We start from the raw sequence: 14,593 nt of genomic DNA on the forward strand, positions 1-14,593 counted from the left end.
TTGTGTTTGTTGGCTCTAGTTCTAGCTGTGCTTGCCTATAATGCCGACATAAGTGATGATAAAATTTTAGTTTTAAATAATGGCAAATCAGAGCCGATCGAGCAACTTACGCCAAATAAATTTATATGTTATGAGAGTAGGACGCTTATCGCTGATAACAACGATACAGCCCAGGCAATCATGCCAAACGGCGACATCTACTTTTTTAACGACATCACAAATTCTTTCATCTGGTATATGGCGCAAAAGAGCAAAGATAAGATCAAGCTATATGTCTATTCAAGAGATACGAATCGCTACATCCTAGCGCAAAATGCGTGGTATTCAAGGGTTGATATCACGCCTATGGGATATGGCATAGGGGCGTACGAGTTTCACACGTATGGCATAAACGACAACTACTTTAAAGAGGTCTTGCTATACGCAGCACGCGGTGAAACGTTGCTAAATCCATACATAAACATCCTACTTTCAGAAAATAAGATATAAATTTGTAAAGATATTTTTTAGTCTTATTGCCTTAAATAATATTTTTATATAAACATATTATTTGTTAATTTGATATCAATTTTTATACTTTGTCTAGTTTTTTTTATCTTTTAATTGCTGAATTTGCTTTTCTAAACTTGCTATCTTTTTTTCTTTTGGTGTTAAAACATCCATTGCTAAAGCAATGGATAAAATTATAATAAATAGAACACCCAATAATGATATCATAAAAGTTAATTCATAGTATTTATCAAAAAACTTTTGTTTTTTCTGAGCCAATGAACTATCTGATGATATATATAAATCATTTTGTGAATATAAGATATCTGTGTCTATACAAGAAAGACCTGTAAATTTTATTTGAATTTTAGCTTTTTCTTTTTGTCTAAGTTCTGGAATTTGGATAAAGTTTGCTTTTGTTTTATTAAACTCAATATTTTTAATATCGCTATTTATTTCAATATTATTGAATGGGGTTTCATAGATATTTGGGATTTTAACTTGAATATTTTTTTCATTAAAATTTGAATTATTTTCTATGCTTAAATTAATTAGGGTTATACATTGCTTGTATTCATAGCTATTATGTTTTTCAATTGATTGATAATTGGCGGACTTTACTTGATATTCTAAGTTGCCCGCGCTATATTTAGAAATAGCTATCTGTGCAAGAAAAGTTGAAATAATAGTAGCTACAATGGTTACCGCAGTATTTAAAATATTTTTCAAATTTTATCCTTAGTATCTAACGTTATTAACCTTTAAAAAGTCTCTTAGGTCTTCGTATTCGCTATTTTCGAAGTAGCGCCATTTGCCAGGCTTTAGCATATCAAGGCTAACACGACCAAAGCTAACCCTTTTTAGATCCATTACTTCAAGGTCAAAGTAGCCAAAGAAACGGCGAAGCTCTCTGTTTTGACCTTCATTAATGATGACTTTTAGTTTTGTGTAACCGCCGCTTGAGCCAAAGACTTTATAGGCTAGAAATGGCTTAAATTCCATTGATTTTATAGTGGTTTTTGCGTGCGCGCCTTTGGTAGCGTCCTTGGCAAAAAAGCCATTTGTCATGGCCTCTATCACCTCTTTCGTTACTTCGCCTTTTACCTTTAGATAGTATTCTCTCTCTATGTCGCTATTCATTAGCGCTGTGGCGATAGCTGGGGCGTCAGTTAGTAAAAGTAGCCCTTCGCTTGCATAGTCTAGGCGCCCTACGCTAACAAATTTGGCAAATTTCTTGTCTAACGTGTCATAGATCGTTTTTCGTCCGCGATCATCTTTCTTACTAACTAGCTCGCCCTTTTGTTTGTGATAAACGATAACGGTAAATTCTTTTTTTAGCTTTATCAAACGGCCATTTATACGCACTTTATCATCTTCATCCACGCTTGTCGCAAGATCGCTAACCACGCGCCCTGCTATGCTAACCTTGCCAGCTTTTATCAGCTCATCTGCCTCACGGCGTGAGTAGTTTGTGTTGTGTGAGATAAATTTATTAAGTCTTGTTTTTTCCATTTTATAGTCCTAAATTTGCAAGGTCGTGGATATGTAAAACACCCACAGGTACGCCATTTTCTACGACGGCTAGAAGTTGAATTTTATACTTTTCTATCAAAGCTAACGCATCTACAGCTAACATCTCTTTGTTATCTATCTCTTTTGGTTTTAGGGTTGCAAATTTCATCGCTGGCTCGTCTAAGTCAAAGTCTTCTCGCATAAGTGCACGTCTAAGATCGCCGTCGCTTAAAATAGCATCTAACACACCATCTTTATCGACGATTAGGACCGTGCCAAGTTTACCGTGTGTCATAGTATCGATTGCTTTTTTTAGGCTCGCATTCCAGCGAACTATCGGTAAATTTTCGCTTCTCATCACATCTTTGACCTTTAAAAATAGCCTCTTGCCAAGGCTGCCACCTGGATGAAAATTTGCAAAGTCCTCTTTTTTAAAACCTCGCCTTTGCATCAAACAAACAGCCAATGCATCGCCAAGAGCTAACGTTAGTGTAGTTGATGCTGTTGGAGCGGCATTTAGTGGGCACGCCTCTTTTTCTACATCTATGCTAATAAATGCATCGCTAAATTTACCAAGCGAGCTTATTTTGCTCCTTGCCATTGCGACGATCTTTACACCAAAGCGCTTTACGTGAGGTAAAATTTTGATAAGCTCATCGCTTTCGCCACTAAAGCTAATGGCTAACAAAACATCATCTTTTTCTATCATGCCAAGGTCGCCATGCATAGCCTCTGTTGGGTGTAAGAAAAAGCTTGGCGTGCCGGTGCTCGCAAGCGTGGCAGCAATCTTTGCACCTACATGACCGCTCTTGCCTACGCCTGTTACTATGACCTTGCCTTTTGTATTAAATATCAAATTTACAGCATCTTCTATCTCTAAGTTTTTAGCATGTCTTAAAAGCTCGTTTGCTTCTATCTTTAAAACTTCGGCTGCGATTTGGTTGATTGCTTGCATAAATTTCCCTTACATTAGATAGATAATTGGCACGATAGTTGGGTACTTTTTGACCTTTCTAAAGATATGCTTTCTAATCACTTGACGCACTTGTGACTCGAGCAGTCTGCCATCTTTTAAAAGCTCTTCTTTGACATTGCTTAAAAACTGCGTCAAAATTTCTTGCATCTCTTTGCTAAACTCCGCATCTTGTTTATTACCCACAAGGCCGTAGCTAATGACACGAGGCTTGTTTATAAGTTTTGCACCATGACGTGAAATTTGAGCGATTATCATGACGACACCTGCTTCGGCAAGATTTTGTCTGTCGATGACGACATCATCTGAAATTTGTTTATTTATTTGATTGTCAATAAATACCTTGCCTGTTTTTACTGTTTTTACACGCTTTAGGTACTTTTGACAGATCTCCATTTGATCGCCATCGCTCATTAGATAGATGTTTCTCTCGTCTACGCCGCAGCTTATAGCTGTCTCTTTATGCTTTGCGATGTGATTGTATTCGCCGTGCACCGGCAGGAAGTATTTTGGTTTTATAAGACGAAGCATCAGCTTTTGCTCCTCTTGTGCTGCGTGGCCGCTCACGTGTATCTCGCTAAAGTCCTGGTACGCGACGCTTGCACCTGATTTTATTAGGAAATTTAATACAGTTGAGATACTGCTTTCATTGCCAGGGATCGCCTTTGAGCTGATTATTATCTGATCGGTCGGTTTTATTTTGATGTATTTGTGTTCGTCGGTAGCCATTCGGTACAGCGCGCTCATAGTCTCACCCTGAGAGCCTGTGGTGACGATCAGAACCTCGTTATCTTTAAATTTGCCAACCTCGTTTGCATCGATAAAAATTTTCTTATCAAGCTTGATGTAGCCAAGCTCCATTGCAGTATATAAATTTCTCTCCATTGATCTACCGATGACGCAGACTTTGCGGTTGTATTTTAGCCCCCACTCTATCGCTTGATAAACGCGGTGGATGTTTGAGCTAAACGTACTCATAATGACGCGACCTTTGGCCTTTGAAAATATCGCGTCAAAGGTCTTGCCCACGCTACTTTCGCTTTTAGTAAATCCTTCTCGGTAGCTATTCGTGCTATCGCTCATTAGGCACAATACACCTCTTTCGCCGTAGTATGCAAGTCTGCCAAGGTCAGTTGGATAGCCGTCGATCGGCGTATGGTCGATCTTAAAGTCACCCGTATGGATGATGGTGCCCGCCTTTGTCGTGATGGCTAGCGCGCTAGCATCGATGATAGAGTGTGTGATGTGTATCCATTCAACCTCAAAGTCGCCTATTAGATATGGCTTTCTTTTTTCGACAGAGCGGAAAAGCGAGCGCTCTTGCTTTAAGCCGTGCTCTTCAAATTTATTATTTATCATACCAAGTGGTAGTGGCGTGGCGTAAATCGGAAATTTAAACTCTTTGTAAAAATATGGCACTGCGCCGATGTGATCCTCGTGCGCGTGAGTGATGATGACGCCTTTTATCTTGTCTTTTATTTTTCTAACATAGTCAAAGTCTGGGATGAGGATATCCACGCCGTGCATACTCTCGCTCGGAAAACTCATGCCAATATCCACGATGATTGCGCTCGTGTCGGTTTCAAAGATAGTCATGTTTCCGCCGATCTCGCCAAGACCACCAAGTGGAGTTATGCGAATTTTATGTTCACTTGAGTTTAGATATTTCATCGGCTCCAGACGTAGCTCGTGAACGGCCTTGTTTGCCACCATTGCACTTGCGATATCTTGCTGCCATTGTTCATTGCCGTTTAGCTTAGCTGGTAAATTTTTCTTTGGCTTTTTAGCCTTTTTTGGCTTTTCTTTTTGTTCTTGTGTTTTGGTTTTTGTTTCTTGCGATTCTTGTTTTTGCTCTTTTGGCTTATTGTTTTCGCCATTTTTATTTTGATTTTTGTTATTTCTTGGCTTTTTTGGGCGAGAATTTTGGCTCTTTAGCTCGGCGTTCGTTTCAGTTTCAGCTTGCTCTGCTGCAAAGAAATTATCTATTACGCTTTTGCTTGCTAGTGAGGTTTGCTCGGTAGTTTCGCCCTCTTGTTTTGGCTTATTTTTTGGTCTAAATCTTCGTCTTTTGTTGTTTTTACTTTGGTTAGTTACAACTTTCTCTTCGTTTTTGTCGTTCATTATCTTCCTTTAATCTTTCAAATACTTTTAGATAAAAATCGACATCTAGCTCGTGTGGACGTAAATTTTGAGCTAAGCCTAGGCTTTCAAAAATTTCTTCTAACGCATTTTTGTCAAAATTTGTGGATAAATTTTTCAAAAGCGTCTTTCTTGGCGAAGCAAACGCAGCTCTTAAAAATACTTTAAAAGCCTCGTATTGTTTTGCATCTTTGAAAATCCCGTCTTTGCCAAAAATCTTTTTTGTTTTTTGTAGTTTGATGACTGAGGATGTGACCTTTGGGGGTGGATTAAAAAGCCTTGCATCCACATCAAACAAAAGCTCGCACCTGCCTTGGAGTGAGGCAAGGATCGATAAAGCGCTAAATTCTTTATCCTTACTCTTTGCACTAAATTTAAGAGCAACCTCTTTTTGTATCATCACGATAAGCCCAAGGCATTTTTCGTCATCTATCGCATTTAGTATCATCTTCGTAGCAACGTAATAAGGCAAATTTGCGACCAAAAAGTAGTTCTCGCTACTTAGTCCGCCCTCTTGCTGCCACTGCTCTAATGCATCTTTACAAAAAAGTTTTAATCGTCCATTTTGGATCTCATTTGCAAATTTGGCCTTTAAAATTTGAAATAGCTCACAATCTATCTCAAAACAGGTCGTCTTGTAAATTTGCAAAAGTCTAAATGTCAAATCACCTAAGCCAGGCCCAATCTCAACGACGTTTGCTACGTCATTGGGTATCGCTTGGATGATCTTATCTAGTGTCGCTTTGTCCTGTAAAAAATTCTGTCCAAAGTGCTTTTTTGCCTTTATCATAGCCGCGATATTAGCCAAAAATTACTTATACAATGATTACAAGTTTAGTTTAATCATATATAAAATGGATTATAATCACTAAATAATAACGAAATAGGGCATAAATTTGAGCAAAGCAAATACCTTAAAATATTTTTTATTATCACAATATTTAGAGCCAAAAACCTTAGATGAGCCAAAAAAGACAAATACGAAATTTAAAAAATCAATAGACCTTGACATCGCAAATTTCGATGAGAAGTTTATGCAAATTTTAAGAGCATTTGATAGCTCACTTTTAAAAAATGGTATAGAAATTTCAATTTATGGCAGCATTTTTGAGACTGACTTGCTTGCCATTTATATCTCAAAGCTTGCAAATTCAAAATTTGAAAAAGAGCAAATTTTAGATGAGCTGCGATCTGAGCAAACAAGCTTTGATAAGGCGTTTTGCTATAAATTTAAGCTTACTGGTGATTTAGCATTTTGTAAAGATGATCAAAATTTTGCTTTAAAAGATGTAAATTTAGATGATGATTTAACTCCATTTTTTACACCAAACTCATCTGATGATCTTTTTATCTCAACAGCTCCTTGGGCAATGGCTCGTCTAAATCATCTAAAGGAGATAAGCCAAAGTGATTTTAGCAAAGAGTGTGAGCGCATAAAAGACAAGCTATCTATTTATAAAGAAAAAATGGAACTTGGTAAATATATAAAGCTTATAAACGATGAGCTAAAAAGTGCACTTAAAACACCATTTTGTAATGATTTCTTAAGGCTTGAAGTAAAGATCATAAATCCAAATTTTAAAGAAAATGATAGCCTTTTAAATAGCTTTTTTATAGATGATATAAATTTGCTTATAAAATTTTACGAGTCAGGTAGGACGCACGAGCTAACGGATCAGTTTTTGGACGAGGGCAGTGAGAATAAATTTGAAAGACTTGATGTAAGAGATGAGCAAAATAAAAGGCTTGTTAGAGATTTTTTTAAAGCAGAAGAGTATCCAAGATCGGCCTTTGCTAGTGACTTCGCTCTAAATTTCTCGCAGCAAATTGCCGTTAATAACATCATTAAAAAATTTAAAGAAAAAAGTGGTGGAATTTATAGCGTAAATGGTGCTCCAGGCACTGGTAAAACAACGCTTTTAAAAGATGTAATGGCTGAAATTGTTACGCTTAGAGCGATGAAGCTCGCACAAATGAGTAGACATGATATCTTTGTTCCAGTTCGAGATAGTAGCGATAAGGTGCTTTATTTCACTCTAAATAAAGAACTTCAGGGCTATGAGATGGTTGTTAGCTCTTGTAATAACGGTGCGGTTGAAATTTTAAGTAAAGAGCTTAGTCAGCTAAAAAGTATCGGTAGTTACGCAGGCGAGATTGATTATTTTAAATTTATAGCTACAAGGCTTCTCTCGGCCGATGAAAAGACAAATTTTGGAGAAAAATCTTTTGTCTCAAAACTTGCATGGGGACTTTTTTGCATACCTCTTGGCTCAAAGCAAAATAAGTCAAATTTTGTTTTTAACGCAATTAATGGCGTAAAGATCGAAAAAACGCATAGTCAGTTTGAAGACATTTCAAAAGAATTTAAAGAATTTATAGAACAAGATGGCTTTTTGATGGGGCTTGGCAAGTATTTGGCTACTGGAGAAGGAGTTGATGATTACGACGAGGCAAAGGAGAAATTTAATCAAGCCCTACACGAAGTAAATCTACTTTTTAGTGAGATCAGGATCAAAGAAGAGGAGCTAAAAAGTATAAATAGTGAGCTTATAAATATCGATAAAAGACTTGATAACTATAATTCAGCAAGGCAAATAGACGAGCTTTTAAGGCCACTAATAGATGAGCTAGATTTGAGTAAAAATGAGCTAGAGCAAAAGGTGGCTGAAGCCAACGAGCTAGCAAAGCTTATTGGCCAAAATGAAATTTTGCAAGAGTATCTAAGTACGCCTATAAAGCCATCATTTTTTATTTTCCAGCAAATTTTAAGGACGCAAGCTTTTGAAAAATATAACAATGAAGCACGAAAAGTTAGTGAGATAAATCGCCAAATAGCTGAGCAAAATTTGAAAGCAAGCAAACAAAATAGTGAAAACAAAGAGAAGAATGAAGCAAAATTAAACGAACTAAAAGCTCAAATAACTCAGCTTGAAGAGAAAATTTTAGAACTTAACACCAAGATAGACCATCTCAACAAGCTTAATGATGACTTTGTTAGACGTCAAAAATTAATTGGCAGAAGCGAAGAGCTTGATAGCTTTTTAAATGGTAGTTTTAATCAGAGTAATGAAGAAATACAAAAGAGCATGCCATTTATGATGGAGCTTGGCCTTGATGAGAAATTTCATAAGACAAAGCTTTTTAACGCAAGAATCAAGCTTTTTAAAGAAGCACTTAATCTGCATAAAGCCACTATCTTTGCTTGCAAAGAAGCTGTTAGAACAAATTTACGAGCTCTTAGTGTTATATTTAATGATGAAAAAATGGCTGAGAAAAACGGGCTTGAGGCTAAAGATAGACGTGAAATAATAAAAGGATTATTTTTACTAACGCCAGTTGTTAGTTCTACTTTTGCATCTTTTAATAATAGCTTTAAAGAGCTACTAAATGGCGATATAGGCTTGCTCTTAATAGATGAGGCAGGGCAGGCAAATTTAACTAACGCATTAGGTGCACTGCTTCGTTCAAACATGGCTGTTGTAGTTGGCGATCCGCTTCAACTTGAGCCTGTTGTAACATTGCCACCGGCTTTAAATAATGCTATTTTACGCTACTGTGATGCAAAGGATGAGTTTAATCTACTAAAATCATCAGTTCAACTTCGAGCCGATAAAGTACAAAATATTGGTACATATATAAAAGGAGAGGGTAAGTCCATTTGGGTTGGTTCGCCACTTATCGTTCATAGAAGGTGTGCCAATCCTATGTTTAAAATTTCAAATGAAACAACATATGATGATATGATGATACTTGGCAGAAACAGTGAAAGTAAACTTAGTGATCCTAATATCAAAACAGAATGGATTGATGTTAGTAGTGATGAATGGATAGGTAATTATAATAAAGCTGAAGGCATGATCGTTAAAGAGCTTTTAGATGGTAAGCTAGCCAAGCTAAAAGACAGTGTTAAAATAATAACACCTTTTAAAGATGTTTGTAAAAATTTAAAAGGGGCTGGTACCATTCACACCATGCAAGGCAAAGAAGCTGATGTTATTATCTTTGTCCTTGGCGGTGCTACAAAAGGTGCTAGAGCATGGGCTGCTAGTACGCCAAATTTACTAAATGTAGCACTAACAAGAGCAAAAGAGGTTGTTTATATAGTTGGCAACCGAGAAAATTGGTCTAATTTGCCATATTTTGAGGTAGCAGCTAGAAAAATAGATAAAGGACAGATTTGAATCATTTTGCAAAACGTATAATCCCATGCCTTGATGTAAAAGATGGTAGAGTTGTAAAAGGCGTAAATTTCGTAGGACTTGTCGATGCTGGAGATCCTGTCGAAATAGCTAAAAGATACAATGACGAGGGCGCTGATGAGCTTTGCTTTTTAGATATCACTGCCTCTCATCTTGGGCGTGATACGATAGTTGATGTCGTAAAAAAGGTCGCAAGTAAACTTTTTATCCCACTAACAGTTGGCGGAGGTATACGCACGATCGATGATATCTCACGTCTTTTAAATGCTGGCTGCGATAAAGTAAGCTTAAATTCATCAGCCATACAAGATCCAAATTTGATTGATGAGGCAGCTAAGAAATTTGGCTCGCAATGTATCGTAATTGCGATCGATGCCAAGAAGATCGAAAATGGTTATAGTGTTTTTATAAATGGTGGCAGGATCGATACCAAAAAAGATGCCTTTTCTTGGGCGAAAGAGGTCGAGTCGCGTGGAGCAGGGGAGATATTGCTAACGTCTATGGACAATGACGGCGTCAAACAGGGCTTTAATCTTGAGCTAACAAAGGTATTTAGCACGCTTTCCATACCAACTATCGCAAGTGGCGGCGCTGGTAAGATGGAGCACTTTAAAGAGGCTTTTGAAGCCGGGGCTGATGCGTGTTTAGCTGCTTCGATATTTCACTTTGGCGAGATCGAGATAAAAAAACTAAAAGAGTATCTCAAGACAAATGGTATTGAGGTTAGGCTCTGATGTTAGTTATCTCTGCTGGAAAAAATGAAATTTTTGACTTTGCTTTGCCAATGGGTGTGGGGCTAGTTGATATGGCGATAAATTTGACAAAATTTTTGCAGAAACGAGCATGTATTGGAGCGGATGAAAAGGGTATAAATTTAAAAAATATCGATCCGCACTATCTTGCAAAGATTGAAGCTAAATTTGCAAACTCATCAAATCCAGAGCTACAAAATCTAATCCAAAATTTGTCAAAAAATCCTGAACGAAATTTGTATCAGATGCCAGAAAAAATAGTTTTCGTTGGCTCGGCAGGTCTTTATAAAGACGGTGAAATTTTACAAATTTATGAAAGTTCGGTTGGGGCAAATATAGAAATTTCTAGCGTAGAAAATAGATCTTATTCACCGATTGAGTGTGAAATTTCTTCTATAGTTTCACGTGGAACTATCAAAGCAAATTCGTCAAATTTTATAACGACTGATAAAAATTTGGCTCATAAGATATTTGAAAAAGGCTATTTTTTAGAAAATATGGAGTTTTTTTCTGTTCTAAAAGTAGCTCAAATTTTTAAAATTCCAGCTTATGGAATTTTTGTAGCGACAAATTTTTGTGATAAAAATGCACATGCTGATTTTATAAAAAATCACGCAGAGGCCAAGAAAATTCTAACAAAATATATAAAGGAAAATATGTGATAAATTTGCTTGATCTTAGTATTGATGAGCTAAAAGAGTTAGTTTCTCCACCATTTAGAGCAACACAAATCTACGAGTGGATATATAAAAAAAATGCAACCGAATTTAGCCAAATGCTAAATTTACCTAAAGATATGCGTCAAGATCTGGCTGAAAAATTTTATATCGATCCTTTAAAATGTGTAAAATTTGAGCAAAGTAGTGATGGTTCGATCAAGTATCTTTTTGAGCTAAAAGATGGGCTAAAGATAGAGAGTGTTTTGCTGCCGATGAAAGAGGAGATAAGTGATGAGAATGGAAAGATCAGTCGCCATGCTCGTTATACAGTTTGTGTTAGTTCACAGGTTGGCTGTAAAATGGGATGTGCTTTTTGTCTAACAGCAAAGGGTGGGCTTGTTAGAAATTTGACTGCAGGCGAGATTGTGGGGCAAATTTTATGGATAAAAAGAGAAAATAAAATACCTTATGAAAGACGTATAAATGTCGTTTATATGGGTATGGGTGAGCCACTCGATAATCTTACTAACGTTAGTAAAGCGATCAAAATTTTAGCTCTTAACGAGGGTCTAGCCATATCGCCACGTCGTCAAACCGTTTCAACTAGTGGCCTTGGCAGCCAGATAAAAAAGCTTGGTGAGATGGATCTTGGTGTGTTATTGGCCATATCGCTTCATGCTGTTACTAATGAGCTTAGAAGCCGTCTAATGCCGATAAATAAGGCGTATAATATCGAAGCTGTTATGGATGCTGTTAGGGGATTTCCTATCGATATGCGCAAACGCGTGATGTTTGAATACCTTGTTATCAAGGACCTAAATGACAGCGTTAGTGATGCAAAAAAGCTGGTAAAACTGCTGCATGGTATCAAGGCAAAGGTAAATTTGATCTATTTTAACCCGCATGAAGGTAGTGAATTTGGACGACCTGAGCTTACCAGCATGCTAAAATTTCAAGAATATCTAAGAGATCACGGTGTTACTTGCACGATCAGACAGAGCAAAGGACTTGATATAAGTGCAGCTTGCGGGCAATTAAAACAACGCAATGAAAATGCAAAATTTAAAGCTATTTCCAGCGATAAAAATTTAAAAACACATTCACTTGAAGATAATAGTAAAGCCAGTGTGAGTTAGAATGAGTGCACTTGATATAGCCGAAATAGTCTTTGTTGCTGTTGTGGTTTTACTTGGATTAGGGCTTATTTTAAAAGTTTTAAAAGATGAAAACGATAGGCATAAATTCTAAGCCTTAACATCAAGATAAAATCTAACCCTCATAAAGAAATAAAATGGAGTATTAATTGCATAAACTATAAAATTGTCATTGTGGTATTTAAAAGCGATAAACTTTGGCAAAATGTAGGTAAAGGTTTATGAGAAATAGAAATTTATTAAAAAATTTAGACTAAAGTAAGCTCTCTTTTGCAAATCTGTAAAACTCGTTTTCAGCGTCAAATTTGCTTTTTATGTTATAAAAAATTTCATCAAATTTAAAAGAAATTTCATCTGAGTGGAGCAAGAGTCTTTTTGCTCCAGTTAAATTTATCCGTTCACGCTCGCTCATCTCTTTATCTAAAATTTTCTCGATCTGCGGACGTGACAAACCATAAAGTGGTTCGCCAAGTATCTTGTGTTTCACATGAAACAAATGTAAGCGAATTTGATGCTGTCTACCAGTGAGTGGGATAGCCCGAAGTAAAGTCGTATCAATATCATCAAAATATCTGATCGGCAAAATTTTAGTCACAGCACTCTTACCGTTCTCACAAATTTGCATTCGCATTTTCACATCGTCGTAGTTGTTTGCTAGATCCATCTTGGTATCGATAGTAAATTCTCGCTCTATCTTACCTTGCACCATCGCGACGTAGCTTTTAGAAACCTCTCTGTTTTCAAAAATTTTCTTTAATTTAATAGTAGAATTTCTATCTTTTCCAACGACTATCACGCCACTCGTCTCAAAGTCCAGCCTATGTGCCACGCTCGCTTCTCGCCCAAAAAGCGTATAAATTTCATCATTTAGCGAGTATTCGCAGTGTCTGCCGTTTGGATGACTCAGCACGCCACTTGGCTTGTCAAAAACTGCAAAATTCTCGCATTCAAAGATCGGCTTAAGCCCCTTTGGCTCTGCCTCATAGTCGATCAAAAAGACGTCGCCACATAAAATAGCATTTTTTTCGCTCACGACATTGCCGCCACATATCAGCCTGCCCTTGTCAATGAGGCGCTGAGTTTGACTCATAGTAAAGCCATTTTGCAGTAAAATTTCATAGGATTTTTGCTGATTTGCTGTGGCAATAAATTTATTTACATATGGCAAAAATAATCCTTTTGAAAAAAATGAGCTTTATTAAGCACAAATTTATAAGTATATAACCGACATTTCAGCCCGGATTTTATATAATCAAAACTTAAATTTAGAGAAATTGCACGACGTGATTTCTGGCTTAAAAAGCCAAATTTATACTTTTAGGACAAAAGCAAACTAATACAAAAGGTTCAACAATGGTCGAAAGATACTCGCGTAAAGAGATGGCTGATAAGTGGAGCATGCAAGCAAAGTATGATGCTTGGCTCAAGGTAGAAAAAGCTGCTGTTAAAGCTTGGAATAAGCTTGGCTTCATAAGCGACAGCGACTGTGAGAAAATTTGCAAAAACGCTAAATTTGAAGTGGCTCGTATCGATGAGATAGAAAAGACAACAAAGCACGACGTCATCGCGTTTTTAACAAGCGTAAGCGAGAGCCTTGGCGAGGAGAGTAGGTTCGTGCACTACGGCATGACCTCAAGCGACTGCATCGACACAGCCGTCGCACTTCAGATGAAAGAGAGCCTAGAGCTCATTATTAGCGACGTTGAGGAGTTCATGAAGGCGGTCAAAAACAGGGCAAACGAGCACAAGCACACGCTCATGGTCGGCAGAAGTCACGGCATCCACGGCGAGCCGATAACTTTTGGCCTTGTGCTTGCCATCTGGTACGACGAGATTGCAAGGGCGCTAAAGCTCATCAAAGATGCAAAAGATACGATCAGTTACGGCAAGCTCTCAGGTGCTATGGGAAATTTAGCCCACGCTCCGATGGAATTTGAAGAGCTAACATGCGAGGAGCTAGGTCTTAAAGCTGCCCCAGCGTCAAATCAAGTGATCCAGCGCGACCGCTATGCCCATGTGGTAAGCGCCATCGCAGTTCTAGCCTCTACTTGTGAGAAGATCGCAGTTGCCATTAGGCACTACCAAAGGACCGAGGTTTATGAGGCAGAGGAGTATTTTAGCCCAGGACAAAAGGGCTCAAGCGCTATGCCACACAAGCGCAATCCAGTCCTTAGCGAAAACATCACCGGCCTTTGCAGGGTGCTACGCTCATACGTTACGCCTGCACTTGAAAACGTCGCCCTTTGGCACGAGCGCGATATCAGCCACAGCTCGGTTGAGAGATTTATCCTGCCAGATATGTTTATCACGGCTGATTTTATGCTGGTTCGCATCAAAAATTTGATAGCAAATTTAGTCGTATATCCAGAAAATATGATGAAAAATTTAAATTTAACAGGTGGACTAGTCTTTTCACAGCGCGTACTTTTACAACTGCCGCAGCGCGGAATTTCTAGAGAGGACGCCTATAAGATCGTTCAGCGTAACGCAATGAAGGTCTGGGCGGACTTGCAAGAGGGCAAAAAAGCGATCGATGAGCAAGGTCACAGCCTATTTTTGCAAAATTTGCTAAACGACGAGGACCTAATTAAGAGCCTTAGTAAAGATGAGATCAAAGAGTGCTTTGACTACAACTACTACACCAAAAATGTAGATAGAATTTTTGCCAGAGTCTTTGGCAAGTAAATTTAAATGCAAGAAGCAAATTTATGCTTCT

At 37.7% G+C, this 14,593-nt stretch carries 12 protein-coding genes; 6 read left to right on the forward strand and 6 right to left on the reverse strand.

Translation table 11 applies throughout. The features are described from left to right. Positions 1-9: 9 nt before the first annotated feature. On the forward strand, positions 10-489 hold the full coding sequence (locus CYP43_RS00885) for a hypothetical protein (protein WP_258032112.1): 480 nt from the start codon (positions 10-12) through the stop codon (positions 487-489). A gap of 93 nt (positions 490-582) precedes the next feature. Here the strand turns inward: CYP43_RS00885 and CYP43_RS00890 are convergent, their stop codons facing one another. From CYP43_RS00890 to rsmA, 5 genes are read right to left on the reverse strand one after another with little or no spacing between them, the layout of a single operon-like run. After that, positions 583-1,218, reverse strand: a complete 636-nt coding sequence (locus CYP43_RS00890) for a hypothetical protein (RefSeq protein ID WP_103582156.1) — start codon at positions 1,216-1,218, stop codon at positions 583-585. Between the two features lie 9 nt (positions 1,219-1,227). Further along, the gene (locus CYP43_RS00895) at positions 1,228-2,001 is read right to left on the reverse strand and encodes a pseudouridine synthase (RefSeq protein ID WP_084041967.1); all 774 of its coding nucleotides are present in this window, start codon (positions 1,999-2,001) and stop codon (positions 1,228-1,230) included. 1 nt (position 2,002) lies between these two features. After that, complete coding sequence (locus CYP43_RS00900) at positions 2,003-2,956, reverse strand: KpsF/GutQ family sugar-phosphate isomerase (RefSeq protein ID WP_103582157.1); 954 nt, start codon at positions 2,954-2,956, stop codon at positions 2,003-2,005. A gap of 9 nt (positions 2,957-2,965) precedes the next feature. Beyond that, on the reverse strand, positions 2,966-5,095 hold the full coding sequence (locus CYP43_RS00905; RefSeq protein WP_180998617.1) for a ribonuclease J: 2,130 nt from the start codon (positions 5,093-5,095) through the stop codon (positions 2,966-2,968). Then, positions 5,061-5,903, reverse strand: a complete 843-nt coding sequence (rsmA, locus tag CYP43_RS00910) for a 16S rRNA (adenine(1518)-N(6)/adenine(1519)-N(6))-dimethyltransferase RsmA (RefSeq protein WP_103582202.1) — start codon at positions 5,901-5,903, stop codon at positions 5,061-5,063. Before rsmA ends, CYP43_RS00905 begins: the two co-directional genes overlap by 35 nt. Positions 5,904-6,009: 106 nt before the next feature. Between rsmA and CYP43_RS00915 the strand changes: the two genes are divergently transcribed. The 4 genes from CYP43_RS00915 to rlmN are packed head-to-tail and all read left to right on the forward strand — an operon-like array spanning position 6,010 to position 11,859. Further along, on the forward strand, positions 6,010-9,294 hold the full coding sequence (locus CYP43_RS00915; protein WP_103582159.1) for a DEAD/DEAH box helicase: 3,285 nt from the start codon (positions 6,010-6,012) through the stop codon (positions 9,292-9,294). Next, positions 9,291-10,046 (forward strand): imidazole glycerol phosphate synthase subunit HisF, encoded by a 756-nt coding sequence (gene hisF, locus CYP43_RS00920; RefSeq protein WP_103582160.1) that lies wholly within the window; start codon positions 9,291-9,293, stop codon positions 10,044-10,046. Before CYP43_RS00915 ends, hisF begins: the two co-directional genes overlap by 4 nt. Then, complete coding sequence (locus CYP43_RS00925; protein WP_103582161.1) at positions 10,046-10,726, forward strand: purine-nucleoside phosphorylase; 681 nt, start codon at positions 10,046-10,048, stop codon at positions 10,724-10,726. Before hisF ends, CYP43_RS00925 begins: the two co-directional genes overlap by 1 nt. Continuing rightward, positions 10,723-11,859 carry a 23S rRNA (adenine(2503)-C(2))-methyltransferase RlmN gene (gene rlmN / locus CYP43_RS00930; protein ID WP_103582162.1) on the forward strand — a complete coding sequence of 379 codons (1,137 nt, stop codon included), beginning with the start codon at positions 10,723-10,725 and terminating at the stop codon, positions 11,857-11,859. The genes CYP43_RS00925 and rlmN overlap by 4 nt, the downstream gene beginning before the upstream one ends. A 271-nt stretch (positions 11,860-12,130) precedes the next feature. Here the strand turns inward: rlmN and CYP43_RS00935 are convergent, their stop codons facing one another. Then, positions 12,131-13,045 carry a pseudouridine synthase family protein gene (locus CYP43_RS00935; protein ID WP_103582163.1) on the reverse strand — a complete coding sequence of 305 codons (915 nt, stop codon included), beginning with the start codon at positions 13,043-13,045 and terminating at the stop codon, positions 12,131-12,133. Between the two features lie 185 nt (positions 13,046-13,230). On the opposite strand from CYP43_RS00935, the gene purB reads away from it, so the two are divergent. Then, positions 13,231-14,562 (forward strand): adenylosuccinate lyase, encoded by a 1,332-nt coding sequence (gene purB / locus CYP43_RS00940; RefSeq protein ID WP_103582164.1) that lies wholly within the window; start codon positions 13,231-13,233, stop codon positions 14,560-14,562. Positions 14,563-14,593 lie beyond the last annotated feature (31 nt).

Origin of the sequence: Campylobacter concisus, from assembly GCF_002913045.1 — a bacterium.
In the GTDB taxonomy this organism is placed as follows: Bacteria; Campylobacterota; Campylobacteria; order Campylobacterales; family Campylobacteraceae; genus Campylobacter_A; species Campylobacter_A concisus_AP.